Source organism: Streptomyces sp. NPDC014727 (assembly GCF_043083485.1).
Classification (GTDB): Bacteria; Actinomycetota; Actinomycetes; order Streptomycetales; family Streptomycetaceae; genus Streptomyces.
The window spans coordinates 20,990-47,894 of sequence record NZ_JBIBYR010000042.1 but is presented as its reverse complement, the minus strand read 5'-3'; the positions used below and the strand labels follow the sequence as shown (position 1 = coordinate 47,894).

Genomic DNA, 26,905 nt, shown 5'->3' with positions numbered 1-26,905 from the left:
GAAGCCTGAAGAACTCCCATCATCGCAGGTCACAAGGCACTTCCTCGTTCCAAGAAGAGTTATCCACAGACACCGAATCGGTGGATCAAGGCTTACTCACAGGGCGCTCATCCCGGCATGGCCGCAGGCCCGTTCCAGATCCTCGGCTTTCCCTGGCCGGCCGATCCCGGTGTGGCCTACGTGGAGCATCGCGCTGGGGCCCTCTATCTCGAAGGAGCCCATGAAATCCATGCACATAATGTGGCCTTCGAACACCTGGTGGCACTCGCGCTGAGCCCGGACGAGTCGGCCGAGATGGTGCGGGAGATCGCGGAGGAATGCGCATGAATGGCACAGAACCAACCATCTCGCAGGCTGAGTTGGATGTGGCAACGTGGCGGAAGTCGAGTTTTAGCGGCGACCAGGGCGCGTGCGTGGAGACCGCTCCGATGACCGACGGACGGATAGCCGTACGTAACAGCAACCACCCCGAAGCGGGCGTCGTCTTCTTCACGCGCGGGGAGATGGATGCCTGGCTCCGTGGCGTGAAGGCGGGAGAGTTTGACGATCTGGGCGGCTGAGTGTGGACGGCGGGCTATGGCGGTGCGCGGTCTCATCCCCGCCCTGGAATCCCAGTGCGAGGTCCTCGACTTCCCCGTCCAGCACCCTGAACAACGCCCCGTCCTGTGAGAGTGCCACCTCCGGGCGCGTACGCACCCGGGGTAAGAGCCCGGACCGCGCCTTCTGCGCCGAGAAATTTGAGCTGGCGGGCGGCAACATCCGCTCGATCGCGGTGACGGCGGCGTACCTGACGGCGGACACGGGAGAGCCGGTGACGATGCCGACGCTGATCCACGCGATCCAGCGCGAGCACCTGAAACTGGGCCGCCTGACGTCGGCGTCGGAGCTCGGGCCGTATCTGGGGTTGCTGGGGTGAGGTGCGGACGCAGCGCTCAAGCCGCTACTTGGTGCCCGACAGCGTTCTGTGGCCCGGGATTCTCAAGCCTTCCTCCACCACGTACGCGGACCTTGGCCGCAGAAGCCGCCAAGACAAGAGAGATATGCCCCTTGCCGAACTATGCATCTGTAGTGCGGGCAGGAGCGTTGTCCGACGATTTCGTGTTCTCGGAGGCCGAGAACACCATGACCTTGCTTGGGGCAACTTGCGCTCCGCAGTAGAAGGAGTGATCTCGGGGCTAAATGTTGCCCGCGACCCGAGAACCGGAAGTGCGTCGAGCAGGGCGGCAAGCTGATGAAGCGGACGGGGCGACGCCTAGCCCCTATAAATTTCACTTGGACCGATGAATCCGTATATCTGTTTCAGAGGATTTGGCATCCCTGTTTCGGTCGCCAGTCCTTTTATGGCCATCAGGGCGTCATCGGAGAGGTTATTCATGTCGCTGTCTACTGACCGGATGATTTCCTCTGCATTGACTTGAAGGTGAAAATTGTGCCCCAATGCAAGTGAAACGCGAAATGCTATCCAACGCCGGATGGAGATTTGAACGTCCTCTGTGTGATTCAAAGTGACTGCAGAGGGTGCAATTCGAACTACGTCTTTTGGAGGGATCCAGGAATAATGAAGATCGACCCGTATCGCGGCTGGTGCTCCACCGTTGGGGTCATACCGATCGGTCGCTTGATCGAAAACTATGTAACTCCACCCGTCATGCGGCGCGTTGCCGAACGGCTTCAAGATTTCCGATGCCGACCTATCGAGTAACTCCGGCAGTGAAAGATCTGGGACCAGTACGCCTCCGAGTCCCCATTTATCTGGTGGTTCATATCCGTCGATCACCTCACGGTTGAACCTGTCGAGGAATGGGTGATTCGAGGAAGTGGTACTGGACCGAAGCAGGCGTACCCGTTCGAGACCGTGAACTCTGCGCGCTTCTTCGATAAATTCGACAGATGCCTGATTGAGATTGTCGATCACCAATAGTCCTCGATGCGGAGGTCAGGGTTTTGGTGCGCCTTTGCGGTCAGGTGGGAGGTTTTCTTGCCATGACGTCAACGGATCCGGGGACGTTCTTTTCCCCATAGGGCTCTCCGAGGTCTACCCGTACTTGCTCCCCCATAATCACTTCAAATTCGCTGTAACCCAATCTCACGCGCCATTCTCCAAATGAAACCTTCTTTATCGCCGCTGCGCCCCAATCCGTCCACTTTCCCTTAGGGTTCGCCAGTCGCGCGGCATGCCATTCGCGCTGGAAATTAAATAAATTCCTGTCGGCCAGTGAGCCGGACAAGGCTTGAGGGTCGCTTCCGTAGCTCTTTCTGAAAGCTGCATTGACGAGCTCCAGGGCTACTTCGGTCAAGGAGAAGCCGATTGTTTTCAGCGAAACGGTCCTTGAGTTGAGGGCATGTTCGTGCTTGTAGATCGCCATGGACGGCCCCTTGGGACCCGGTTTTCCGTATGGGTCCAGGTTGGCCGATGCCGTGCCCCACATTATTGTCCCTTCCTTGAGGCGTGCCTCAAGGCTTACATCCCAGGTCTGACCGTTGATATTCGGTTCTGTTGCATGCATTTCCGATCGTTGAACCGGGACTTCCTCGCGATCTTTGCTCTCCTTGCTTTTCTCGTCCGGATTTATCTTGGCATGCGCTCGAAATTTTCCGACTCCGCTGTCGAATAAATAGAGGGATGTCACCTTTCTATTGGATTTGATAGCCGGTAGCTTTTTCTGAATCTGGCTCCTTGAATTATTTGGGCCATCCATTAAAGCTTCGACGTCTTGAATGGCTGCATGCACTGCGGCTTGTTTTTCGACGTAAGTGGAGTGCGGGGATGCGTCGGTGCCGGTCTTTGTGTTGTGGTCGGATTTCTTGGATTTGAGCTTTTCCCAGAGCGCCCTTCCCTTTTTGGCGATGAAGGTGACGATCTTGTCGATGGCCCTGTTCACGGGTCTGGCGACCGCGTGGAAGACGGACTTGACCTTGTTGGCCAGGCCGCCGATGCCCAGCAGGGAGGCGAGGAAGCCGATCAGCAGCGGGACGCTTGCCGCCAGGGCGGCCTCGACCATCTTGGGGACGCCTGCTGAGCCGCCGTTGGCAATGGCGATCACCGCGTCCAGGACGGCGTTGACGAATTCGACGATCTGGGCGCCCTGGTTCACGATGAACGTGACGATGTCGATGATTCCCTTGACCGCGCGGACGAACGCGGAGGCGGGGTTGAGGAGGGAGATGATCCAGGTGATGCCCGCGATGATGACCGTGGGGATCAGGTAACTGGTGAGCTTTTCGAGGATGGTGGCCTTGAGGTCGCCTGCTTCGGCCTCGATCTCCTTGACCGCGCCGGCGGGGCCCTCGCGGGCGAGGGTCTGGGCGACCGGGACGGATTGTTCGACCGCGCTCATGGCCTGGTCGGGGATGCCCTTGCGGGTGATGCGGGCGCGGATGTTGGCCCAGGTCAGGCCCAGGAGAGAGGCGATGAGCTGGATGATGCCCTTGAGGTCGAACTTCTGGGGGAGTTCGAGGCCGGCCTTGACCGCGGTGCCCAGGAGCCAGGAGACGACGCCTGTTTTGAGGTGTTCGGCGACGTTGGTGATGAAGAGGTTGAGGCCCGCGCCGACGGCTCGTACGAGGTTGCCCAGAAAGCCGATCGGGTCCTTGATGATCTTCATGATGGCCGAGGCGGCCTTGGCGAGGATGCCGAGCAGGAGGTTCTTGAGTTCGTTGATCGTCTTGAGGACGCCGACGATCGCGTCCTTCGCTTTCTGGACCAGGCCCTTGTTGGCTTCCTGGAGTTTCTTGATCTCCTCGTCGACCTTGTTCAGGGCGGCGGTGTATTTGTTGGCGAGGTCCTGGACGAGTTGTTCGGACTTCTCGTTGACCGTGGCTTCGAGGTCGTCGAACTTCCCCGCGAAGTCCTTCGCCGCGTCCTCGCCGAACTGACGCAGGTCGGCGGGGAGTTTGTCGACCTCGGTCTTCAACTCCGCTCGGCCCTTGGCGATGCGCGCCTTGGCCTTGCCCAGCTCGGTGCCGATGATGTCGGCCACCGACGAGATGACCGTCTGCATCTTCGCCACGTAGAGCTTGCGGGCTTCCTGGAAGAGGTCGTCGGCCTCCTTCGGCATGCCCATGAGCTTGTCCTTGGCCCATTTCGCCGGGCCGAACATGCCTGAGTAGCGCTTGTCCTTGTACGCCTTCATCCGGCGCTTGTGGTCGGCGGTGAACGCGTCCCGCGCCGCCTTCTCACCCGCCGTGAACGCCGTGTCGACCTTCTTGTCCAGGTCCGAGAGGGTGGTTTCGACGTCCTTCTTCGTGCCGTCGTAGACCTTCTGGAGCTTGGCCGTTACCTCGGCGCGTTTCTTTTCGTCCTTGGACTTCGTCTCGCCCTTGCCGCCGTCGACCTGCTTGCCCGCCGCGGTGCGGGTCGCGGTCAGGGCGGTCATGGCCTGGGCGCCGGAGGCCGCGGCGCCTGCCTTCGCAGTGGAGAGTTGCTGGGCTTCGGCCGTCCTGCCCTTGGCCGGGGCCTTCGCGGAGTCGGCCTCGGCCGTCTTCTTCGCGGACAGGGCCTGGTCGAATTCGGGCTCGTTGCCCTTGGCGAGCTGGTCCTCGGTGACCTCGGCGTCCGCCAGGGCCTTGTCGTTCTCGGCGGGGCCCTGGGAGAAGTCCGTGACCGAGGCCGGCTGCTTCGGGGGGATCGCGTCGGTCGCGGACGGGGCGCCGGGGTTGGGCGGGGGCTGGTCGGGGGACAGAGGCGTGACGGGTTTGTCCTTCGCCGCCGAGGTGTCCGGCGGGGCCTTCGTCGCCGTGTCGATGTCCTTGGCGGAGGACTCCTTGCCATCGGTGACCTTGCCGTCGACCTCGTCCTTGATCTTGTCGGCCTTGCCGGACTTGGAGAACTTGTCCGCCTGGTCGAGGTTCTTGGGGGCCTGCGCGTCGATCGCCTTGTTCACCGCGTCGATGAACGCCTGTTTGTTGAACTCGCCCGGCTTGGCCGCGTTCATCTTCTCCGCGTTCGCCGCCTTGCCCTGGGCCTCCTTGTCGTCAGGAGGCGCGACCGCCGCGTCCTGCGCCGATTTCGACTCGGTGGCGGCGGGGGCGTGGACGGCGATCCTGGTCCGTTTCGCCGCGACGTCGGCCTTGACCCTGCGGAAGCCGGGGGCCTGCGCGGGGGACGGTTTCACGGGGGCGGTGTAGCGCTGGGCCACCAGACGGGAGACCGCGCTGTTGCCCGCCGCGCGTTGCAGGCGCTGCAGGCTGCGGGGGTCGGGGGCGGGGCGGTCCCCGGGCGGGCGGCTGTCGACGGGGTGGTGGGGTGTGGGCGTCTGCGAACGTGACACCTCGGGCGTGAGTGCCACGTCGTCGCGCCGGGCGGTACCGCCACGGACGGACACGGAGGCGGGATCCTTCTCCGGAAGCTCCTTCATCCGCCCTCCCGGCCCACCACGTCCCCGGACAGTCGGCACTCGGCGCCACCGGGCCCGACCGCCGTCCCAGGGTGCGGGGGCGGTGGATCGCGTACGCAGTGCGCGGGGACGCGGCCGGGGGCAGCGCCCGCTGGGCCGTACAGGGCGTGCGCGTTGCCTGATCGGGCAGCGGCCCGTGCACGGGCGGGCGGCCGTGCGTCCGTTCCCGGTGATCGCGGCTGTCGCAAGAATTGCCGGCGTTCCCCGGCCAAGGAGAGACTCACATGCCGTCGTACCTGTCCCCGGGCGTCTACGTCGAAGAGATCGAGTCCGGATCCCGGCCGATCGAAGGGGTGGGCACCTCGGTCGCCGCTTTCGTCGGCTTCGCGCAGAAGGGCCCGTTCGACGAGCCGACGCTGATCACGAACTGGAGCCAGTTCGCCGGCACGTTCGGTGACTTCGTCGACGGTACGTATCTCGCCGCCGCCGTCCACGGCTTCTTCACCAACGGCGGCGGTGTCTGTTACGTGGTGCGCATCGGTGACGGGACGGAGCCTCCGGCCGAGGACGGGAACGACGCCCCGGCCGGACAGCTGCCCGCCGGATCGGAGACGCGGCTCGGTCCGTACGCGGTGAAACCCCGACCCGGTGCGGCCGGTGAGATCACCGTCGAAGTGGCCCAGGCGGAGGGAGACGATCCGCCCTCCGACGTCTTCCGGCTGGTCGTGAAGCGGGACGGTCAGGTCGCGGAGACGTACCCGGCCGTCACGACCAAACGCAGCAAGGAGAACGTCGCCACCCGGGTCAACGCCACGTCGGAGCTCATCGAGATCCGGGAGTCCGGGCGCGGTGCCGCACCCGCCAGGCCCGAGCCGCAGACCGTGACCCTGGCCCCGGCGGCGCCCGCGTCACCCGGTGCCGGGGCGCTGACCCCGGAGGTCTACGTCGGCGATCCGGACCGCCGGACCGGGTTGGGCGGGCTGGAGGCCGTCGAAGAGGTCACCACGATCGCCGTGCCGGACCTGATGAGCGCGTACGAACGCGGGCTGCTGGACCTGGAGTCGGTCATCGCCGTGCAACAGGGGCTGATCAGCCACTGCGAGCTGATGGGCGACCGCGTCGCCGTACTCGACCCGCCGCCGGGGCTCAGCCCGCAGCAGATCCGCGCCTGGCGCACCGACCGCGCCAACTTCGACTCGAAGTACGCCACGCTCTACTACCCCTGGATCCGTGTGGCCGATCCCTCGTCGGGGCGCGCGCGGCTGGTCCCGCCGAGCGGCCACATCGCCGGGGTCTGGGCCCGCAACGACGAGTCGCGCGGTGTGCACAAGGCCCCGGCCAACGAGGTCGTACGGGGAGCGGTGGCCCTGCAGACCCAGCTGACCAAGGGCGAGCACGATCTGCTCAACCCCATCGGCCTGAACTGCATCCGGTCCTTCCCCGGACGCGGCATCCGGGTCTGGGGCGCGCGCACGCTGGCATCGGATCCGGCCTGGCGCTATCTGAATGTCCGGCGCCTCTTCAATTACCTGGAGGAGTCGATCCTGGCGGGCACGCAGTGGGTGGTCTTCGAGCCCAACGACGACGCCCTGTGGGCCCGTATCCGGCGCACGGTCTCGGCGTTCCTGGTCAACGAGTGGCGCAAGGGCGCCCTGTTCGGGCTCACGCCGGAAGAGGCGTTCTACGTCAAGTGCGACCGTGAGACCAACCCGCCCGAAAGCATCGAAGCAGGTCAGGTCATCTGTGAGATCGGGGTGGCACCGGTCCGGCCGGCCGAGTTCGTCGTCTTCCGGCTCTCCCAGCTGACCGGGGGCACCGGCGGTGTGGACGAATGACCGACGGCGAGGACGAATGACCGGCGGGAATGACCGGCGGGAGCCGGGCCGAGCAGCGCGGACGTCTCTGAGGTCCTCCAAGCGGCAAGAGCGGTAAAGGAGCCTGTTGTGCCACTTCCCGATCTCGACAGCACCGTCGGGGCCTCCTTCGGCCTCGAATTCGACAGCGTCGTCATCAAACAGATCACCGAGGTCAGTGGTCTGAAGATGGAGCAGGACGTCATCGAGCTGAAGCAGAACACCGCCGACGGCCGCTACGCCATCAAGAAGCTGCCGGGCCGGCCGAAGGCGGGCGAGGTGACCGTGACCCGGGGTCTCACCGAGGACAACAGTTTCGAACGGTGGATCAAGGACTCCCGGTTCGGCCGGATGACCGCGGCCCGCCGCAACGGTGCGGTGATCGTGTATGACCACGAGGGCATCGCCATCAAGCGCTACAAGCTCATCAACGCCTGGCCGAAGTCGCTGGAGATCGGCACCCTCAAGGCCGGTGACACCTCGGTCCTGACGGAGAAGCTCGCGATCACCTACGAGAGCATGGAACTCGACTGATGCGGCGTACGGCACAGGCCCCGCCGCCTCCGGCCCCGGCCGCGGCCCTCGAAGGACCGGACGGACGGTCGCCGGTCGCCGGGGGCGGACGGTCCGGTCAACGGGACGCCCTGCGAACCGAGTTCGCCTTCGAGCTGCCTCGCGGGTACGTCGACGAGACGGGCGCGGTGCACCGTACCGGAGTCATGCGGCTCGCCACCGCGCGCGATGAACTCGTGCCGTTGCGGGACGACCGGGTGCGCGAGAACACCGCGTATCTGTCGGTCGTCCTCATCGCCCGGGTCGTCACCCGGATCGGCACGATCGACGACATCCACCCTGGCATCATCGAGGACCTCTTCGCCTCCGACCTGGCGTTTCTGCAGGACTTCTACCGGCGGATCAACGCCGAGGGCCACACCCGCGCAGCCGTCACCTGCCCGTCCTGCGACGAGGAGTTCGCGGTGGATCTCGCCGGTGGCCGCCTGGGGGAATCGTGACGTACGCGGCCGACCTGCTCTACGAGGAGGTCGCGTACCTCGCCTACCACTTCCACTGGCCGCTCGATGAGCTGCTGGACCTGGAGCACCCGGAACGTCTGAGGTTCGTCGCACAGATCGCTCGCCTCAACGGGCAGTAGCGAGGAGCGCAGGGAGGGCGGGAGAATCGATGGGCCTGATGTCCTGGCTGCGCGGTGGCGGGCGCACGGGTACGGATACGGCTGCGGAGACCGGAAGCGCGGGCGCCGCTTCGCCGGCCGTGCCGCGCGAACGGGTCGATCTGGCCGACCTGCCTCCCATACAGCGGACGCTGGGTGCTCAGGATCTGGTCATCGACCCTTCCGGGTTCCAGGGATCGCTCTCCACCCGGCAGGACGCCTCGCTCGGGACACCCCTCGGGCATCTGGTCAGCCCGGACGCTCCCACCGGGCTGGTGCACGGGGTCACGGCCCCGCTCTCCCCGGCCACCGTGGACCGTCCGTCGCCGGTGCAGCGGTCCGTGGAGCGTTCGGTGGAACTGCCGGTCGGGACCAGGTCCGTTTCTCAGTCCGTCTCCCGGCCCGTTCCTCTGTCCATCCCTCTGTCCGTCCCTCTGTCCGTGCCCGTGCAGCGCGTTGTTCCGGGTGATGCGCCCGCGATGACGTCGGCCGGGGAGTCGGCCGTGGCGGAGGTGCCGGTGCGCCAACTGGTGGGTGAACAGCCTCTTGTGGCGGCATCCGGATCGGCCTCCTCCGGATCGGCTGCGCCCGCCCCCACGAGCCCGTCCCCGCCCCCGTCCCCGGCCCCGCCCGTTCAGCGGTCGGTGATGCCGCCGGCCCCCGGCTCGCCCCGGCGCGCGCCGGGGCTCGGTGCTCCCCTGTCCGCACTGCCACCGACTGCGCAGCGACAGGCTGCCGTTGACGGTCAGGGTCCGGAGTCCGGGGCGATTCCGGTAGCCCGGAGCGCGGCGGACGGTGGGGGTGGTGGGGTCGGTGAGGTCCCCGAGGCCGCTCAGGTGCCCGCGGTCCCGGAGCCGGCCCCCGACTCCGACGGACCCACCGCGCCGCTGCTCGGCGACTCCCCCTTGCTTCCCGCCGCGTCGGACGCCACACCGCCGGCCCCCACGTCGGCAGTGCAATTGACTCCCGCCGTGCCGCAGGCCCCCCTGGCGCCGCCCCCGGCCACCGCTCCGGTCGCGCCGCTGCTCGCCGACCGGCCCCTGACGCTCCAGAACGGGCGGAGCGGTGGGACGGACGCCGTGCAGCGTTCCACGGTGGACGGGGTGGCACCGTCTGCGCCGGCCGGTGCGGGGCCGGTGCCGGGGCCCGGACCGGGGTCCGGGCCGGTGTCCCTGCCCGATGCTGTTCCGGTGCGCTGGACGCCCGGCGGCGCGGGTGCGCCGTCGATCGCGGCGGTGACACCGTCCGTACCGGCGGCGCTGCAACGTACCGTCAGAGCTCCGGGGCAGACGACGGGCGCGCCTTCCGCGCCGCTTCCCGCCCTGCAGCGTCAGGCAGCCGGGGGGCCGCCGGTGCCTCGCTCATTGCCGGGTTCCGGTGGCCGTGCCGCATCCCCCACCACCCACACGCCCTCCGTGTCCTCCGTGTCCTCCGCGCCCTCCTTCACCTCGGCCGGTTCGGTCGCCGTGGCCGCCGGGGTGGCGCAGCGGGCGGCCGACGGCAGCGTCGTGTTCGGTTCGCCGGCCCCGCCGTACGCGCCACCCGTGATCCAGCGCGAGACGGAGACCGAGGAGCCACCGCCACCGGAGCCGCCTCGGGAGGCAGCGCCCGAACCCGAAGCGGAGCCCGGACAGGATCCGGAACCGGAATCCGGACCGGAACCCGGACCGACGGCCGGGGGCCATGGTGCACCGGGCGCCGCCCCAGCTGCCCCCGGCCCTGGCGGGGCACCCGTCGTCACCGACGAGCTGGTACGCGCCCTGTACACACCGCTCAGCCGGCTCTTCAAGGCGGACCTGCGGCTGGAACGCGAACGAGCGGGATTTCTCATCAACACCCGGCACTGACGAACAGCAGCGACAACACAGGGAATTGAGAGGTACGTGCCATGGCCACCGCCCAGGACGAGGATCCCGCCGTCAGCGTCTGCTTCGTCGTCACGATCGACGACATCGAGCTCGGGTCGTTCAACACATGTGACGGGCTGGGGTGTGAGGTGGTGCTCGAAACACGGGAGGAGGGCGGCAACAACGGGCATCTGTGGCAGCTGCCGACCCGGCTGAAGTACTCGAACGTGAAGCTGTCCAGGCCGCTGACCAAGGAGACCGAGAAGGTCGCCCGCTGGTTCGCCACCATGACGACCGGGTTCAGCCGCAAGACGGCGCACATCGAGGCGCGGACCGGGGACGGGCGGAAGGTGGCCCAGTGGGGGCTGCTGGAGGTCGTGCCCGTCCGGTGGACCGGCCCGTCCTTCACCCCGGAATCGCCCAAGGTCGCGATGGAGACGATCGAGATCGCCCATCACGGCTATGTGATGGAGGGCTGACCGTCGTGAGTGGTGCGGGCCCCATCGCGTTCAGCGCCGCCGGTACGTCCGGGGCCGGTGCGGCGGCGAAGGCGGGCAGGGGAGGTGCGGCCCGGCCCAAGCTGGAGCACGCCTATCTGGAACTGCGGACGCCGCCGACCGGCGGCGGTCTCACGCCCGGTGGCCCGTGCGGACGGATCGACTTCCAGTTCAACCCGAAGGAGCTGAGCCTCACCAAGGCCGCCTCCTGGAAGCGGAGTCCGGCCAAGGGCGCCAAGAGTTCGGGTCCGCCGGAGTACCAGGGTTCGCAGCCCAGCAAGCTCACCGTGGAGATGTTCTTCGACGCCAGCGACACTCAGGACACCCGCGTGGTGACCTCGGTCGAGCAGCTCTTCGCGTGCTGTGTGCCGACGAACGAGACCCGTCAGCAGCAGCGTTCGTCGCCTCCGTGGGTGGTCTTCCACTGGGGCGGGCTGACCGGGTTCCCGGGCTATGTGAGCCAGGTACAGGCGAAGTACACCCTGTTCACCACCTCGGGTGTGCCGATCCGGGCCGTCTGCCAGGTGACCATGGAGGAGATCAGCGGGGACACTCCGGGGCAGAACCCGACCTCGGGCGCCCTCGCGGCCCGACGGGTCCACCGGCTGGACGCCGGGGACTCGCTGCCGTCGCTCGCCCAGCGCGAGTACGGCGATCCGGCCGCCTGGCGGGTGATCGCCGAGGCGAACGGGATCGACGACCCGATGCGGCTGGCCCCCGGACGGCAGCTGCTCCTTCCCGCGCTGGACGAGCTGAACCGGCTCGAAGAGACCCGGGACAGGGGGCGGTCCTGATGGCGCAGCCGGGCGTCGCGTCGGCGCTGGTGGTGGAGTTCGGCGGCCGGCCGTTGCCGCCCAGGTTCGTGAACACGCTGGTCGAGGGATACGTCGACGACAGCCGCACGCTCCCCGACCTGTTTCTTCTGCGCTTCCGGGACCCCGACCGGGTCCTGCTGGAGCAGACCGGGCTGAAGATCGGCAGCGAGGCCCGGCTGCTGGCCCGCGCGGGCGGCGACACGGCACCGAAGCCATTGCTGAAAGGCGTGGTCACCGCCCTGGAGGTGGAGCTCGACGAGACCGGCACGTTCACCGTCGTACGCGGGCTCGACGAGTCGCACCGGCTGTTCCGGGGACGCCGGGTGGCCAGCTACCAGAACATGACGCTCGCCGATGTGTGCGCCCAGGTGGCCCAGCGCGCCGGGCTGAAGCCGGGAACGGTGGACGTCGCCGGGCCCGTACTCGAACACATCGCCCAGCCCAACGTCACCGACTGGGAGTTCGTGCGCGGTCTCGCGGAGGAGGCGGGCGCCCAGGCGTACGTGCTCGACGGGCAGTTGCACATCACCCGGCCTGCGGAGGCGAGCGGAGCCCCCGACGGCTCGGCACGCGCCGACCGCGACCCGCTGGTCCTGGAGATGGGCAGCAATCTGCTGCGCTGCCGGGCCGGGGTGTCCTCCGCGGAGCAGGTCTCCGAGGTCGAGGTGCGCGGCTGGGACGTCAGGACGAAGCAGCCACTGGTCGGGCGGGCACCCGCGGGCAAGTCGGCGACGCTGGAGCTCGGGGTGAGCGCGGCCGAGGTGTCCGCGCCGTTCGGCGAGGCGCGTTTCGTGGTCACGGACGCGGCGTACGGGGCGCAGGCGCAGGTGGACCAGGCGGCGAAGGCCCTGGCGGAACGGATCGCCGGATCGTTCGCGGAGCTGGAGGCGGTGATCCGGGGGAATCCGGAGGTGCGGGCGGGCAGCGCGGTGGCACTCAACGCGGTGGGTGCGCCGTTCGAGGGGCGGTACACGGTCACGTCCTCGCGGCACGTCTTCGACCCGGTGCGCGGATACGAGACCTGGCTCACGGTCTCCGGACAGCAGGAGCGTTCGCTGTTCGGGCTGACCGGCGGAGGGCCGGGCTCCGGCGGGTCCGGAGCGGGGTCCGGCGGCGGGTCGCGATGTGCGGGCCTGGTCAACGGGACGGTCACGGACACCCACGATCCGGAAGGATCCGGCCGGGTCAAGGTGCGGTTTCCCTGGCTGTCGGACGAGTACGCGAGCGACTGGGCGCGTACGGCGCAGTCGGGCGGGACGAGCGGTGGCGAGGCGTTCATCCCCGAGGTGGGGGACGAGGTGCTGGTGGGATTCGAGCACGGGCACCTGGACCGTCCGTACGTTCTCGCCGGTCTGTACAACGGGAAGGACCGGCCGTCGCAGGGCAGCGGTGGCGGCGGTGGTGGTGGCGCAGGCGGAGGGCCGAGCGGCGGCGGGGCGGCGGGGGCGGCCGGTGCGGCGGCCGACGCGGTGACCGGCGCCCCGGCCACATCCGGCCCCGCCTCGGCCACATCCGGCTCCGCCCCCGCCACATCCGGCTCCGTGGGTGGTTCCCCGCTGGTGGACCCGACCAGCGGGGCCGTCAATCGCCGTTCGGTCGCCTCCAAGAGCGGGAACCAGCTGGAACTCCTGGACGGCGCGGACGGACCACAGGGCGTACGCCTGCTCACCGGTGACGGAAAGCTGAAGATCGATCTCGACCGCAGGGGCACCGTGATCGTGATCAACAGCGACGGCAGCGTGAACATCGAGGCCAAGCAACAGGTGTCCATCAAGGCCGCGCGCGGGATCGCGCTGGACGGCGGCCAGGGAACCCTCGAACTGAGCGGTGACAGCGTCACGTTGACGTCCCGCAGCGGAGTGAACGTCGACGGCGGGAACGGCGAGGTCAAGCTCTCCACCGGCGGCACGGTCGACGTCCGGGGCGCCCGGGTCGCGGTCGACGGAACGCAGCGCACGGACATCAAGGGCGGCGGCTCCCTGGCCATCAACGCGCCGCTGGTGAAGATCAATTGACCGCGCGGGACGCGCCGAACGAGAGGACCGGACTTCCATGTCAGCAGCCGCGGCGGCAGCCGCACGGGTCGGCGACCCCACCGGACACCCCGGCACGGTCGGGCCGCCCGGCGTCCCGTCCGTGCTCATCGGCGGCCTCCCCGCCGCCACGGTCGGCACCCCGCACCTGTGCGCCTCGCCGCCGCCCGCGGTGCATCCGCCGTCCGCGCTCGCGCCGCCTGGTAGCGCCACGGTGCTGATCGGCGGGCAGCCCGCCGCACGCGTCGGGGACCTCGCCGCCTGCGGCTCACCCGTCGTGTCCGGGTGCCCGACGGTGCTGATCGGAGGCTGAGCGTCCATGGGGCAGCAGTTCATCGGCGCGGGCTGGGCGTTTCCGCCGCGCACCGACGCCACCGGCTCCATCGCCCTCGTGCGCGGCGAGCACGAGCTGGAGGAGTCGATCCGGCTGATCCTCGCGACGTCACCGGGCGAGCGGCCGATGCGGCCGGAGTTCGGCTGCGCGATCAACGACTACGTGTTCGCCCCGGCGGACGCGGGCACCGCCGGACAGCTCGCGTACGAGGTACGTCTGGCGCTGGACCGGTGGGAGCCCCGGATCGAGGTCGCCGAGGTCGTCGTCCGCTTCGACGAGGTGGACAACGGGGTCCTGTACATCGACATCGGCTACACCGTCCGGGGCGCCAACGACCCCCGGAACCTCGTCTTTCCGTTCTATGTGATTCCGCAGCACGAGGAGGTGGACGGCGCGTGACGCTGCCCAGTCCGCATCTGGACGACCGCCGCTTCCAGGGCCTGGTCGACGAGGCGAAACGACTCGTCCAGCAGCGCTGCCCCGAGTGGACCGACCACAATGTCTCCGACCCCGGCGTGACCCTCATCGAGGCCTTCGCGACCATGGTCGACCAGCTCGTCTACCGCGTGAACCGGGTTCCGGAGAAGAGCTATCTGACCTTCCTCGACCTGATCGGGGTCCGGCTCCACCCGCCCACGGCCGCCCACACCGATGTGACGTTCCGGCTCTCCGCGCCGCAGCCCGAACCGGTGCGGGTGAGGGCCGGCACGGAGGTGGCGACCGTCCGTACGGAGACGGAGGAGGCGGTCGTGTTCACGACGGTCCGTGAACTGTCCGTCGTCCCGTGCGAGTTCGCCCATCTCGCGACCTGGCCGACCGCCGGCGACGCCGTCGACCGGACCGAGGAACTCGCACTGGGCCGGGCCGTCCCCTGCTTCGACACCGCGCCCACGCCCGGCGACGCGCTCTATGTGGGGCTGTCGGCCGCCGTTCCGGCGGGGGTCGTCGTGCTGCGGCTGGACTGCGCGGTCGAGGGCGTCGGTGTGGACCCGTTGAGGCCGCCGCTGCTCTGGGAGGCCTGGGACGGCAGCGCCTGGACGGTCTGCGAGGTCGAGAAGGACGACACCGGCGGCTTCAACCGGTCCGGGGAACTGATCCTGCACCTGCCGCAGGGGCACACTCCTGCCGTCGTCGTGCGCCGGACCGGCGGCTGGCTGCGCTGCCGACTGGCGGAGGCCGAACCCGGGCAGCCCACGTACATGGCGCCTCCCGTGGTGCGCCGGATCACGGCGTTCACGATCGGCGCGACCGTCGGGGCCGTACACGCCGAGACCGTGACCGACGAGGTGCTCGGCCCGGCCGAGGGGGTACCCGGACAGACCTTCACGGTGAGCCGCCCGCCCGTCGTCCCCGGCGACTTCGTCGTCGAGGTCGCGGACCCGGCCGGCGGTCCGCAGGGCACGGAGTGGACCCGCGTCGACGACTTCGCGCACTCCGGACCCGACGACCGGCACATCACGCTCGACCCCAACTCGGGGCGGGTGGAATTCGGTCCGGCGGTACGGGAGCGGGACGGTTCCATCCGCTACTACGGCGCGGTACCGCCGAAGGGCGCCACCGTGCGCGTGCGCGCGTACCGTACCGGCGGTGGTCTGCGCGGCAATGTCGCCCGCTCCACGCTCCGGGTGCTGCGCAGTGCCGTCCCGTACGTGGCCCGGGTGGAGAACCGGCGGCCCGCGCTCGGCGGAGTCGACGGCGAGACGGTGGACAGCGCGCGGGTGCGCGGGCCGATGACGCTGCGGACGCTGCACCGGGCCGTCGTCCCGCACGACTACGAACTGCTGGCCCGCGAGGTGGCCCCCGACGCGTCCAGGGTGCAGTGCATCCCGGCCGGCGGGGACTCGGACGTGGAGGCGGGCGGGGTGCGGCTGCTCGTGGTACCGGCCGGGCGCAGCGACGAGCAGGGCCGGATCCGGTTCAACGAGCTCGTCCCGCCGCAGCACACGCTCGCCCTGATCGCGGGGTACCTGGACGAACGGCGCCCGATCGGGGCCCGGTTGGTGGTCGAACCGCCCTTCTACCAGGGGGTGACGGTGGTCGCCTCGGTGCAGGCCCGCAGGGGCGTCGTACCGGAACGGGTACGGGAGGAGGCGCTGGCGGCCCTCTACGGCTACTTCAACCCGCTGAGCGGCGGGCCGGGTGGCGAGGGTTGGCCGTTCGGGCGACCGGTCCAGTCGGGCGAGGCGTTCGCCGTGCTGCAACAGGTGCCGGGCGTGGACCTCGTGGAGGACGTCCGTCTCTTCCCCGCGGACCCCGTGACCGGGGAGCGCGGCGAACCCACCGCCAAGATCGCGCTGGACCGGCACGCACTGGTCTTCAGCTATGAGCACCAGCTCCGGGTACGGGAGGCCTGACCGCCATGCGTACAGCCGTGACCGGCCTGCCGACACCGCACCCGCTGATCGAACAGCTCCCGGCGGTCTACCTGGAGCAGGACTTCCTGCGTCGGTTCCTGGCCGCGCTCGACGACGTACTCGCCCCGGTCCTGCTCTCCATCGACAATCTGCCCGCCCACCTCGACCCGCGCAGTGCGCCGGAGGACTTCCTGGCCTGGCTGGCCCGGTGGGTTGCCGTCGAGCCGCACGAGGACCACCCGGTCGAGCAGCGGCGCGCGACGGTGCGCGGCGCGGTCGAACGGCACCGCCGGCGCGGCACCCGGCGCGGCCTCTCGGATGCGGTGTTCCTGGAGACCGGGATCGAGCCGGACATCGTCGAGAGCGGCGGCACGGCGTGGTCGTCGACACCGCACACGCAGTTCCCGGGCGGCCCGCGGCCGTGGGTGACGGTCCGGGTCCGGGCCTCGCAGCCGTACCAGGTCGACCGGGTGCGGCTGGAGGAGCTGATCCGTACGGAGATACCGGCGCATGTGGGCTTCGACCTGGAGGTCTCGTGATCTGTGAGACGTGCGGGCAGAACAATGCGCCGGGGACGCAGTTCTGCACCTCGTGCCGGGCGTTCCTGGAGTGGGAGGGGCCCGTCGGCGGCTCCTCGGCTTCCCCGGCCCCGGCCCCAGCTCCGGCCCCGGCCCCAGCTCCGGTCCAGGCCCCAGCTCCGGTCCAGGCCCCAGCTCCGGTCCCGGCACCCCAGCCGCAACCCGAGCCCCGACTGACACCCCAGCCCCAGCCCCAGCCGCAGCCGTCGCCCCAGCCCCAACCATCACTCCAACCTCAGCCGCAACCCGAGCCTCGGCCGCGCCCCGTGTCCCCCGGTGCTGCCGCGGCGGCGGCCCCACGTCGCCCCGGTGACGAGCCGGACGCGTCGGTGCGGGGGCCCGAGGCGTTGCCCGACGTGCCGCCGGCCCCCACGCACGCACCGCCGGACCCGCCCCCCGCCGCCCCGGTCCGCTGCCCCAACTGCCGTACGGAGAACGCCCCGGACCGTTCCCTGTGCATCCGTTGCGCACTGCTTCTGGACCCGGGCCCGCCGCCCGGGGTCCGGCCTCCCTGGTGGCGCCGGATCCTCCGGCGCCGGCCGCGTCAGGCGCCCACCGCCGGCACCCGGCCGCGGCGTCGGCTGTGGCGCCGCCCCGGCCTGGCGCTTCCGATCGCGCTGATCGTGGTGGCGTGCGGTGTGTGGTTCGCCCTTCCGCACGTGTCCGGCTGGTTCGGCTTCGCCAAGGACGAGACCGGGACGCCGGAGGCGGTGCCGCCGGCCCGGTTCCGGGCCTCCAGCACGGCACCGGGCCACCCGGCCGGCGCGGCGTTCGACGGCTACACCAACCATTACTGGGCGCCCGCGGCCGCAGGTCCCGACACCGGGGTGAGCCAGTACCTGGAGTGCGACTTCGAGCAGCCGGTACGGGTGCTGAAGCTCGTCGTCTTCTCCGGTACATCAACCAACTTGGACGAGTTCCTCACCCAGGCCCGCCCGGCCAGGGTCACCGTCCTGCTCACCTCCGCGGACGGAAGCCGGGTCAGCAAGGAGATCAGGGTCAAGGACCAGCCCGGTCAGCAGACCTTCGACCTGCGCGGCTCGGAGATCGTCCGGGCCCGTCTGACGACGGACAGCGCCTACGGGGCGGGACCCGGCCGCCGACTGGCCGTCGCGGAGGTCGAGTTCTTCGGCCGCAGGTCCTGAGAGCGCCTCAGCCGGCGGAGCGGCCCGCACCGGGCAGACGGGCCTCCAGGCCGTCGAGCACGCAGGCGAGCCCGTCGCCGAAGTTGTCGTCGCGGGCGCCGTCCACCACCTCGCCGCGTCGTGACGCGTACAGCCGCCGCAGCCGCGGGTACGGCTGTACGGCGCGCTCGGCCGCGGGCCACAGGTGCTCCGTCCACTCCTGCTCGCTCCGGCCGCTGCGGGTGAGCATCGTCAGCCAGGCGGCCTCGGCGGTGGACACGCCGATGATGTACGACATGACCGTGTTGACGGCCCGATCCGCCTGCTCCAGCGAGAAGCCCGCCTCCTCGAAGACGGTGAGCATGCCCTCGGACAGCCGCAACATGTTCGGACCGAGATGGGCGACGCCGGCCTCGCCGAGCACGGAGACGATCCAGGGGTGACGCAGCAGCGCCGCACGCAGGCTCCGGGAGATGAGGACGGTGGCGGCGCGCCAGTGGGCGGGGCCGTCGTCGGACGGCAGCTCGACCTCGCCGTAGACCTCGTCCACGACCAGCTCGATCAGCTCGTCCTTGTTGGCCACGTGCGAGTACATCGAGGTGGCCCCGGCATTCAGCCGGGTGCCGAGCTTGCGCATGCTCAGGGCGTCGATGCCCTGACTGTCGAGCAGTTCCAGGGCCGCGGCCACGATCTGGTCCCGGCTCAGCGCAGGCTGTTCCCGCCGCGGCCGCTGCGGACGCGTCCACACCGAGGGATACGGCTGCCTGTCGGCCGGCATGCGGCCTCCTCTCCTTCGCGTCCTTCGCGTCCTTCGCGCACCCAGAGTAGCCCTGGCGGCACACCGTACGGTCGTGCGTACAGTGTGCCGCCGAGCTGTCCCGCCGAGCTGTCCCGCCGAGCTGTCCCGCCGAGCTGTCCCGCCGGGCCGGACGCGCGGGGCGCCCCGGGAGCCGGGTTCAGGTCGCGCGCAGGGCCACCAGCGCGTCCGCCTGTGCGAGGCCGCTCTCCTCGACGACCTCGCGCACGCTCTGCGCCTCGCGCACGAGCGCGAAGCGCACCCGCCCGTCCGCTTCCGTCCGGTAGCCGTACACGGCGGGCCGGGGCAGTGAGTTGTACGAGAAGTGCGACGAGAAGTAGTACGCGCCGGTGTCGTGGAGCGCCACCACATCGCCGGGCTCGACGACCGGGAGCTCGCGCCCGGTGGCGGTCAGGTCCCCGGCGAAACAGCACGGGCCCGCGATGTCGACGGTCTCGGTCGGGCCCTCCTTGGGGCGGCCCGAGGCGTCGAACACCCCGACGCGCAGCGGCCAGGCATCGGGCATGAAGACCGTACGGGTGGCCACCTGGACACCCGCGTGCGTGACCGCGATCCGCCGCCCACCGGCCGACTTCGTGTACTCGACGACCGTCGCGATCGTTCCGCTCTTGGCCAGCAGGGAGCGGCCGAACTCCGTGATCAGGGTGTAGCGCCCGTCGAAGAGGCCGGGCACGGCGTCACGGAGTCCGGCGACGTGGTCGGCGTACGTCGGCCGGTCGTCCTCGTCGTCGAAGTTGACGGGCAGCCCGCCGCCGATGTCGATCCCGGTGATCCGGGGGTGGCCCAGCCGCTCGTTGATGCGCTCGGCCAGTTCGTACGCGGCGCGGATGCCCCGGGCGACGAGCGGCAGCGGGCAGCCCTGGGAACCGACGTGCGCGTGCAGCCGGTTGAGCCACGGCCGGCGCGCGAAGGCGTCGATCACCGCGTCGACGGCTCCCGGATCGCGCAGCGCGACGCCGAACTTCGAGGTCGCGGTCGCGGTGCTCATCGCCCCGATGGCGCCCGCCCCCACCTGGGGGTTGACCCGCAGCCCGATCGGGCCGGCGGCGGACCGCCCGGCCAGCAGACGGTCGACGCGGGCCATCTCCTGGAAGTTGTCCAGGTTGAACGCGATGCCATGGGCGAGGGCGAACTCCAGCTCCCCGACCGTCTTCGCGGGGCTGTCGAAGACCAGCCGGTCGTAGGTGAACCCGGCCGCCAGTGCCTGTTCCAGTTCACCGGGCGAGGCCACCTCGCAGCCCATGCCCGCCTCGGCGAGCAGCCGCAGCACGGGCACCAGGCCGCACGCCTTGGCCGCGAACGTGTGCTGTACCGGGGCGGGCCCCCGGAACGCCTTGTCGAGCGCGTCGACGGCGGCGAGCACACCGTCCACGTCGAGGAGCCCGACCACGGGCGAGGACGGGCCGATCAGTCCCTCCTCGACGGCACGCGCCAGCGCCGCCGTCCGTCTGGTGCTGCGCCGTCGGGCTGCCGAGCCGGAAGTCATGGGAACCACAACAACAACCCTCCATCTGTCACGTCGGCCGGACGGCCGTCGGCCTGTGCGGGTGTGCGGCTGTCGGCCGTACGGACAGCTTCGGCGCGCGGGGGGAGGCGCGTCTTCGACCGACACGACGACACCTGCCCGATTTCTTTGTGACACCGGACAGCCGAACGATCAGCCGAATGATCGGCCCACGATCAGCCGAATGATCGGCCCACGATCAGCCGAATGATGGGACGTGTGATCGGCCTGTCGGACAACGGACGCTCGGTCAAAGGCGGTTCGGGTCACCGGTGCCGCGCGCCGCGAGCCGTAGCCCGAGGTCCGCCAGGAGCCGCACGGAGGGGTCGGCCAGATCGACGCCGAACAGCTCCCGGGCCCGGCGCAGCCGGTAGCGCAGGGTGTTGGGGTGCACGTTCAGGCGCCGCGCGGCCGTGCCCGTGTCGCCGAACGCGTCGAGGTACGCGGCGACCGACGCGCCGTACTCCGAACCGTGTGCCCGGTCGTGCTCCGCCATCGCGTGCACGGGCCCCGACAGGGAGTCCCACATCGGCTCGACCCGGTCGAGCACCCGGAGCACCGACGCGTCGGTCTCCACCTCGCCGAACACCGCCACCGCCGACACCGCCTCCGGGAGCGGCAGCGCCGCGGCCCGCTCCCGCAGCACCCGTACCACCAGCTCGGCGGCCTCCCGCGACGCGGCCAGCGCCGACAGGTCCGCCGCCACCGGCCCGACGCCCGCGAACACCGTGGTGTGCGGCACCGCGCGTGCCGTCGCCAGCAGGGTGCGGCCCGGATCGGGCTCACCGTCGCGTGCCGGGACCAGGACGTACAGCCGTCGTCCGGACCGCGCTGTCACGCACCCCGGCCGGTACGCGGAGGCCTGCAGCGCGAGCACATCCAGCACCCGCTGCTCGGCGTCGCCCCCGGCGCCCGGCCCGGCAGCGGTGCCGAGGGCCCGGCTGTCGTACGCCTCCGCGACCAGCACCGTGTACGGCCGGTGCGGCGCGATCCCGGCATCGTGCGCGGTCCGCACCGGATGCGCGGCCCCGTCCAGCAGCGCGTGGACCGCCTCCTCCCGCGCCATCGCCGCCGCCCGGCCCCACGTCCGATGGTGGGAAAGATGCGGTACGGCGGCCCGCGCCGCCGTGCGCAGCGCCGCAGCCGCGCCTTCGGCGAGCGGCCGGCCGTCGGCGGCGGCCCAGATCGACCCGAGAACCTCGGACCCGTGGCGCACCGCGATGGCCAGCCGCTCGGCGAACCGGTCGTCGGCGGGCCGGCGCACCACGTCGTCGGTGCTCCACAGCGCCTGGAAGAAGCCGCTCTCGCGGAGTTCGACGACCCGCCAGCGGGGGACCTCCTGCCCGAGGATCGTCAGCCGACGCATCGGGTCGGGTTCGTGGTCCATCCGCGAGTACGCGAGTACCCGCGACTGCGGATCCTCGATCGTGATGGCACCGCCGACCAGGTCGGCCACCGTGTTGGCCAGCGCCGGCAGATCGCCGAGCCGCAGCCCGTCCACCCCGTCCGTGCCGCCCGGCAGCGCGGCGTAGCGGGCCGGGGCGCTGTGCACCAGAGCGGTCCGCAACCGGCCGAGCACCTCGGTCCACCCCTGCTCCGGCCGTCGGGTCAGCAACGCCGTCCGTCCCCGGCCGGCCGCCTCCAGCAGCGCTGCCCGCGGCCCGCGGGAGCCGCTCCGCATCACCACGGCCGCGGCCCCGGCCCGGTCGGCCTCGCGCAGCACGTCGACCGCCTCGGGCGAGGCGACCTCCACACCGACCGCGAGCAGGATCAGCCCGGACGCCGCCCAGGTGCCGTCCCGCTCCTCACCGGGGTCGTGCAGCACCACATCGGCCACCGGAACACCGGTGCCGAGCGGTGCCACGACGACATCGAGCATCCCGGGAGCCGTCAGCCCGAGGATCTGCTCCAGCGAGGGTCCGGTGTCGCGCCGGTCCGGTTCATGCGTCGGCATCAGCCCATGATGTCGGCCGCCCCCGGAGCGGGCCACAGCTCGCACCTTCTCCGGCATGGAAACCACCGACGGCCGGGCACGCACCGGTCGGGCACGTGGTCCGTCGCACCGCTCAGGCACGGAGTCCGTCGAAGGCGATGTCCAGGTGGCGGGGGCCGCGCAGTACGGCGTTTCGGCGGTACGGGGGCGGGTCCTCCACCAGCCGGGGGCCGTCGAGCCTGCGGGCGAGCTCGGTGAGTGCGAGCTGGGCCTCCAGACGGGCGAGGGGTGCGCCGAAGCAGTTGTGGATGCCGCTGCCGAAGCCGAGGTGCTGGTTGTCCTTCCGGCCGGGGTCGAAGCGGTCGGGGTCGGAGAACCGCTGCGGGTCCCGGTTGCCGGAGGCCAGGACGAGCCAGATGGAAGCGCCCTTGGGGATGGTGGTGCCCGCGATGTCGATGTCCGCGAGGGTGGTGCGCTGCGGAAGCAACTGCACGGGGGGCTCGAAGCGCAGGAGCTCTTCCACGATCGGGAGGGCCAGTCCGGGGTCCTCGCGCAGCCGCTCCAGGACGTCGGGGTTGCGCAGCAGCGTGAGCATCCCGTTGGTGATGAGGTTGACCGTGGTCTCGTGACCGGCGATCAGGAGCAGCGCGGCCGTGCTGAGCACTTCCATCCGGGTCATCCGCCCGTCCGCGCCGTGCTGGGTGACCAGGGCGGAGAGCATGTCGTCGCCGGGCGCTTCGGTGCGCTCGTCGATGAGCCCGGACAGATACAGCCCCAGTTCCGTGCGGGCCTGCTGGGTGACGCGCCGCCGCTCGCCGGGGTCCTGGTCCGGGTCCGGGTCGAGGCCGGCGGCGATGGTGTCGGCCCAGGTGTGGAAGCGTGCCTCGTCCTCGCGCGGAACGCCGAGCAGCCGGCAGATCACGGTGACGGGGAAGGGGTAGGAGAAGTCGTCGACCAGGTCGATCTGCTTCCGGTCCCCGAAACCGTCGACCAGGCCGGAGACGATCCGGGCCAGCTCGCCGCGCATGTCGTGGACGCGCCGGGGCGATTGTGGCGGTCCGAACGGTCGCATCGTCATCCGGCGCAGCCGGTCGTGCTCGGGAGGGTCGAGTCTGAGGAAGGCGGGCGGCAGGTTCGACGCCTCTTCCTCCTGAAGGAGCGTTCCGGCGGCACTGGGGGAGAGGTTGCGCACGTCCGAGCTGATCCGAGGGTCGTGCAGCAGACTCTTGATCTCCCAGTACGTGCTGACGACGAACAGGTCGTCGCCCCCCTGGACGACGGGCGTCTTGCGGAGCTCGGTATACAGCGGATAGGGATCGGCGCGGTTGGCGTAGTCGAGGATCTGCCGCAGGAGGGTGTCATGCGTCATGGTGGCGTCCTTGTGGGCGTGGGACAGCGGGGCTCGCGGACCGCGGTCAGGCCCGGGCGGGGATGAAGGTGATCCGCTGGTCGGTCGGTGAGTAGCCGCTCACGGTGACGGACGGCCCGTGGGTGGGCAGGGAGGGGTCCGGGAATTCGGCCGGGACCGGGCGCAGACCTTCGGGACGACGGTCCACCGAGGAGTACGTGGGCGGGAACGGCGCGGCCGATTCGATCTGCCGCTGATAGAACTCCAGCCACTTCGTCTGGTCGAAGGTGACTGCCGCGATGACGCGGCCCTGATATCCGTACACGCAGGTGAAGCGGCGGTCGGAGAGCGACCCCTGGGCGACGATGACCTCCTCGCCCAGGGACGGGACGCCGACCGACTTGATGTTGACCCCGAACTGGGAGGACCAGAAGGCAGGCACCCACAGATGCGGTCGGCGCTCCGAGCTGCTGCTGATCATGTTGTGTGCGGCGGTCTCGGCCTGTGCGACGGCGTTGCCCCAGTGTTCGAGCGACAGGAACTGGTACCCGAAGAGCGCGTGCGGGGACCGTGCGACGTCGCCGGCGACGAAGACGTCGTCGGTGACGATGCCGCGGACGTCGAAGGCCCGGCATCCGGCGTCGCAGGCGATGCCGCGCGGTCCGGCGCCGAGCCCGGACCCGGCCAGCCACTCGGTGTTCCGCGTCGCGCCGAGCGAGACCACCGCGACGTCCGCGTCGACGGTGCTGCCGTCGGACAGATGCGCGCGCCGCAGACGTCCGGCCGGGTCGCCCTCCAGAGCCGTCACCATGATTCCGCAGCGCAGGTCCACGCCGCGCTCGCGTTGCAGCTCCGCGGCCGCCCGGCCGATCACTCCGCCGAGCGCGCCCACAAGAGGCGCCGGACCGCGTTCCGCGACGGTCACCGGCAGTCCCCGCTCGCGGCAGGCCGACGCGATCTCCGAACCGGTGAATCCGGCGCCGATGACGAGTACCCGGCGGGGTGACGCCGCCAGCCGCCGCTGCAGCCGGGCGGCGTCGTCCCGCGTACGCAGGACGAAGACCCCGTCCAGTTCGGCCTCGGTCTCGTGGGGCCAGGGCCGGGCGTGCACGCCGGTGGCGATCAGCAGGCGGTCGTAGTCCACCTCGTTGCCGTCGGCCAGGCGCACCCGCTTGGCCGCCATGTCCAGCCCGGTGGCGGCGACACCGAGGCGCCATCGGGCGTCGAGCGCCAGCCGCCGGGGCAGCGCGGTGCGGTCGGCGGTCGCGCGCCCCAGCAGGACCTGCTTGGAGAGCGGCGGCCGGTCGTACGGTTCATGGGGCTCGTCACCGATCAGCGTGAGCGAACCGCCGAAGCCTTCCTTCCGCAGCGTCTCGGCGGCCCGGAAACCGGCGAGCGAGGCGCCGACGATCACGATCCGTCCCTCGCGCCTCAGCCACTCCAGGTATCTGTCACCGGACACCGGACAGCCTCTCCCGCGCGGTGCCTTCGCCCGCCGCGGCCGACGCCTCGCGCACGTCGACCCCTCCGTCCGGCTCGTCCAGGTCGTCCACCAGGATCGCCTGCACCGGACACGCGGTGGCGGCACGCAGCACCTGCTCCCGCTGCGCTCCCTCGGCGTGCGGGTTGTACAGCAGCGACTCCTCGCCGTGCATGGCGAAGACATCGGGTGCGAGGAACGCGCACTGCGCGTACCCCTGGCACCGGTTGAGATCGACGACAAGCCTCATCAAGGGGCCGCCCTTCCCGTAGTACCCCCGCCTCAGCCTGTGAGCGCTGCTCCGGTTCCGCGAGCAATGGCGGACCAAAGGGGTCATCGGCGGGGGCCGGACGGGCAGGTCGGAACGTTCCGGTCAGGGCGTACGGTCAGGAGTCCGGTCCGGGCTCCCCGGCTCCTTCGTCCCGGCCTTCTCGCCCTTTGCCGATCGGGGCGCGGGAAGCACGAGCCTTCCGGTAAGGGCGAGGAAGGCCACCAGGGCGCCCATGGCGATCCAGCCCGGCCACCCCGCGAGACTCATCTGCAGCGGGTTCAACGGGGCGTCCGGCTCCGCGAAGTGCTTGACCATGCTCACACTGGCCGTGCTGACGAAGGCGTGGCCGATGACCGCCGGGATCACCGATCCCGAGGCCAGCCGCAGCCAGCTGAAGACCGGCAGAGCGAGGCTGCAGCTGATCACCATGGCGGGCACGGAGACGTACCAGGGCCGCCCCGGATACTGCCCGCCCATCAGCAGGGTCGGCAGGTGCCACAGCGCGAAGGCGGCCCCCGTGACCAGGTAGGCCCGCACCGGACGCGCGCGGCCCTTTCCGTACGCGAGCCGGGGGAGCAGATAGCCCTGCCAGCCCAGTTCCTCACCGAAGAACAGCGGGAGGGACACCAGCATCTGCACCAGCGCCGTCCCCGCCCAGGCGATCGTGTCGCCCCACCTCACACCACCGAAGGGGTAGACACCCGCCGCCGTGCCGATGGCCAGCGTGACGGCGGTGAGGCCCGCGGGGACCGCCACGGCCGCCAGCATCCAGCGCACCGCGTGGGACCACGGCCTCGGCATGCGCAGGGCGAGCACGTCGCGCAGTCGGCCGTCACGGCGCTCCACCCAGCGCACCACCACGATCGCGGCGAGGGCCGGAGCCATCATGGCCCCCGCTATGCACAGCTGTTCCTGAACGCCGGGCTCGGCCCTGCCGTCGGTGCGCCGGAACCCCCCGAGCAGCAAGGGGGACATCGCCACCCACATGCCCAGGTAGGCGATCACCACATAGGTGAACAGTCCACGGAATCGAGCCTCTTGCGGTAGGGCCCGCAGTTCTGCAGTCGTCATGGCAATGACGCTAGAAGCGCCCGGAGGGGGAGAGAAGGAAGCCCGCTCCCCTCTCCGGGGTGGAGTCGTCCGTACCCCCACAGGGGTACTGCACGCGCCTTCGGCCCCGTACCCGTACGGGCCACGGGCGGGTCGTCGGACGCCCTGTGGTCACGCGTACGCGTATCGCGTTCGATCGCCGAATTGGTCAGAAAGAATTCCGGGAACCCCTTGACTCATGACAAACAGGGAGGAAAATCACTATTACACCAGAAAACCAGAGCGAGCCGCACCATCGGTGAAGACGTTCATTGATGACGTGACGAACTCGTCGGCTCTGGCCAGGCCCCCGGCGGATCCGCTCGATCTCCGAGTTTTCAGCGACGGTTGGAACTCGTGAAACCGAGATGGACTACCGGGGACTGCATGTTGCGGCCCCCGGTGCTTCCCCCCGGGGGCTCCTGTATGTCTCCCGGGCGGGCTCGACGCTCGACAGAACTGCCCGGCGGCGCGGCCCGGTGCCAGGTCGTAGAAGGAGTAGGGCGGCCACCGGGTGTCGC

General features: G+C 70.2%; 24 protein-coding genes. 15 read left to right on the top strand and 9 right to left on the bottom strand.

The window, feature by feature from the left end; genetic code table 11:
- Nucleotides 1–18: 18 nt before the first annotated feature.
- Both ACF1B9_RS35595 and ACF1B9_RS35590 read left to right on the top strand, forming a co-directional pair.
- Nucleotides 19–327 carry a Scr1 family TA system antitoxin-like transcriptional regulator gene (locus ACF1B9_RS35595; protein WP_391744951.1) on the top strand — a complete coding sequence of 103 codons (309 nt, stop codon included), beginning with the start codon at nucleotides 19–21 and terminating at the stop codon, nucleotides 325–327.
- Nucleotides 324–560 carry a DUF397 domain-containing protein gene (locus tag ACF1B9_RS35590; protein WP_391744939.1) on the top strand — a complete coding sequence of 79 codons (237 nt, stop codon included), beginning with the start codon at nucleotides 324–326 and terminating at the stop codon, nucleotides 558–560. Before ACF1B9_RS35595 ends, ACF1B9_RS35590 begins: the two co-directional genes overlap by 4 nt.
- Before the next feature lie 692 nt (nucleotides 561–1,252).
- Here ACF1B9_RS35590 and ACF1B9_RS35585 read toward each other — a convergent pair.
- Nucleotides 1,253–1,915, bottom strand: coding sequence for a hypothetical protein (locus tag ACF1B9_RS35585; RefSeq protein ID WP_391744935.1), 663 nt, complete (start codon nucleotides 1,913–1,915; stop codon nucleotides 1,253–1,255).
- Between the two features lie 46 nt (nucleotides 1,916–1,961).
- Entirely contained in the window at nucleotides 1,962–5,288 is a 3,327-nt protein-coding gene (locus ACF1B9_RS35580) for a hypothetical protein (RefSeq protein ID WP_391795970.1), read from the bottom strand.
- Between the two features lie 332 nt (nucleotides 5,289–5,620).
- Here ACF1B9_RS35580 and ACF1B9_RS35575 point away from each other — a divergent pair, with 332 nt between their 5' ends.
- The 13 genes from ACF1B9_RS35575 (at nucleotide 5,621) to ACF1B9_RS35515 (ending at nucleotide 17,963) form a co-directional block, all read left to right on the top strand.
- Nucleotides 5,621–7,171, top strand: coding sequence for a phage tail sheath family protein (locus ACF1B9_RS35575; protein ID WP_391744931.1), 1,551 nt, complete (start codon nucleotides 5,621–5,623; stop codon nucleotides 7,169–7,171).
- A gap of 108 nt (nucleotides 7,172–7,279) precedes the next feature.
- A complete protein-coding gene (locus ACF1B9_RS35570) occupies nucleotides 7,280–7,723 on the top strand; it encodes a phage tail protein (protein ID WP_072488539.1) in 444 nt (147 codons plus the stop codon).
- Complete coding sequence (locus ACF1B9_RS35565; RefSeq protein ID WP_391744929.1) at nucleotides 7,723–8,202, top strand: hypothetical protein; 480 nt, start codon at nucleotides 7,723–7,725, stop codon at nucleotides 8,200–8,202. Before ACF1B9_RS35570 ends, ACF1B9_RS35565 begins: the two co-directional genes overlap by 1 nt.
- Nucleotides 8,199–8,342 carry a DUF6760 family protein gene (locus ACF1B9_RS35560; RefSeq protein ID WP_093896703.1) on the top strand — a complete coding sequence of 48 codons (144 nt, stop codon included), beginning with the start codon at nucleotides 8,199–8,201 and terminating at the stop codon, nucleotides 8,340–8,342. Before ACF1B9_RS35565 ends, ACF1B9_RS35560 begins: the two co-directional genes overlap by 4 nt.
- A 29-nt stretch (nucleotides 8,343–8,371) precedes the next feature.
- A complete protein-coding gene (locus tag ACF1B9_RS35555; RefSeq protein WP_391744927.1) occupies nucleotides 8,372–10,207 on the top strand; it encodes a hypothetical protein in 1,836 nt (611 codons plus the stop codon).
- A 41-nt stretch (nucleotides 10,208–10,248) separates the two neighbouring features.
- A complete protein-coding gene (locus ACF1B9_RS35550) occupies nucleotides 10,249–10,686 on the top strand; it encodes a phage tail protein (protein WP_351081658.1) in 438 nt (145 codons plus the stop codon).
- Nucleotides 10,687–10,691: 5 nt separating this feature from the next.
- Nucleotides 10,692–11,498, top strand: coding sequence for a peptidase M23 (locus tag ACF1B9_RS35545; protein WP_391744925.1), 807 nt, complete (start codon nucleotides 10,692–10,694; stop codon nucleotides 11,496–11,498).
- Nucleotides 11,498–13,534, top strand: coding sequence for a VgrG-related protein (locus tag ACF1B9_RS35540; protein ID WP_391744923.1), 2,037 nt, complete (start codon nucleotides 11,498–11,500; stop codon nucleotides 13,532–13,534). Before ACF1B9_RS35545 ends, ACF1B9_RS35540 begins: the two co-directional genes overlap by 1 nt.
- Nucleotides 13,535–13,571: 37 nt before the next feature.
- Nucleotides 13,572–13,865 carry a PAAR domain-containing protein gene (locus tag ACF1B9_RS35535; RefSeq protein ID WP_351081652.1) on the top strand — a complete coding sequence of 98 codons (294 nt, stop codon included), beginning with the start codon at nucleotides 13,572–13,574 and terminating at the stop codon, nucleotides 13,863–13,865.
- A 6-nt stretch (nucleotides 13,866–13,871) separates the two neighbouring features.
- Nucleotides 13,872–14,285: a GPW/gp25 family protein gene (locus ACF1B9_RS35530; RefSeq protein WP_351081650.1), complete on the top strand. Its 414-nt coding sequence runs from the start codon at nucleotides 13,872–13,874 to the stop codon at nucleotides 14,283–14,285.
- On the top strand, nucleotides 14,282–16,240 hold the full coding sequence (locus tag ACF1B9_RS35525; protein WP_391744921.1) for a putative baseplate assembly protein: 1,959 nt from the start codon (nucleotides 14,282–14,284) through the stop codon (nucleotides 16,238–16,240). Before ACF1B9_RS35530 ends, ACF1B9_RS35525 begins: the two co-directional genes overlap by 4 nt.
- 5 nt (nucleotides 16,241–16,245) lie before the next feature.
- On the top strand, nucleotides 16,246–16,779 hold the full coding sequence (locus tag ACF1B9_RS35520; RefSeq protein WP_391744919.1) for a phage tail protein: 534 nt from the start codon (nucleotides 16,246–16,248) through the stop codon (nucleotides 16,777–16,779).
- A 305-nt stretch (nucleotides 16,780–17,084) separates the two neighbouring features.
- Nucleotides 17,085–17,963: an NADase-type glycan-binding domain-containing protein gene (locus ACF1B9_RS35515; RefSeq protein ID WP_391744917.1), complete on the top strand. Its 879-nt coding sequence runs from the start codon at nucleotides 17,085–17,087 to the stop codon at nucleotides 17,961–17,963.
- Between the two features lie 7 nt (nucleotides 17,964–17,970).
- Here the strand turns inward: ACF1B9_RS35515 and ACF1B9_RS35510 are convergent, their stop codons facing one another.
- The 7 genes from ACF1B9_RS35510 to ACF1B9_RS35480 all read right to left on the bottom strand — a co-directional run bounded on the left by ACF1B9_RS35510 (nucleotide 17,971) and on the right by ACF1B9_RS35480 (nucleotide 26,366).
- Complete coding sequence (locus tag ACF1B9_RS35510) at nucleotides 17,971–18,720, bottom strand: TetR/AcrR family transcriptional regulator (protein ID WP_391744915.1); 750 nt, start codon at nucleotides 18,718–18,720, stop codon at nucleotides 17,971–17,973.
- Nucleotides 18,721–18,898: 178 nt separating this feature from the next.
- Nucleotides 18,899–20,245: a diaminopimelate decarboxylase gene (locus tag ACF1B9_RS35505; RefSeq protein WP_391744913.1), complete on the bottom strand. Its 1,347-nt coding sequence runs from the start codon at nucleotides 20,243–20,245 to the stop codon at nucleotides 18,899–18,901.
- Nucleotides 20,246–20,513: 268 nt separating this feature from the next.
- Nucleotides 20,514–22,217, bottom strand: a complete 1,704-nt coding sequence (locus tag ACF1B9_RS35500; protein ID WP_391744911.1) for a PucR family transcriptional regulator — start codon at nucleotides 22,215–22,217, stop codon at nucleotides 20,514–20,516.
- Between the two features lie 112 nt (nucleotides 22,218–22,329).
- Nucleotides 22,330–23,565 (bottom strand): cytochrome P450, encoded by a 1,236-nt coding sequence (locus tag ACF1B9_RS35495; protein ID WP_391744909.1) that lies wholly within the window; start codon nucleotides 23,563–23,565, stop codon nucleotides 22,330–22,332.
- A 46-nt stretch (nucleotides 23,566–23,611) separates the two neighbouring features.
- Entirely contained in the window at nucleotides 23,612–25,006 is a 1,395-nt protein-coding gene (locus tag ACF1B9_RS35490) for an NAD(P)/FAD-dependent oxidoreductase (RefSeq protein ID WP_391744907.1), read from the bottom strand.
- Entirely contained in the window at nucleotides 24,996–25,274 is a 279-nt protein-coding gene (locus ACF1B9_RS35485; RefSeq protein WP_391744905.1) for a ferredoxin, read from the bottom strand. Before ACF1B9_RS35485 ends, ACF1B9_RS35490 begins: the two co-directional genes overlap by 11 nt.
- A gap of 123 nt (nucleotides 25,275–25,397) precedes the next feature.
- The gene (locus tag ACF1B9_RS35480; protein WP_391744903.1) at nucleotides 25,398–26,366 is read right to left on the bottom strand and encodes a type II CAAX prenyl endopeptidase Rce1 family protein; all 969 of its coding nucleotides are present in this window, start codon (nucleotides 26,364–26,366) and stop codon (nucleotides 25,398–25,400) included.
- Nucleotides 26,367–26,905: the final 539 nt, after the last annotated feature.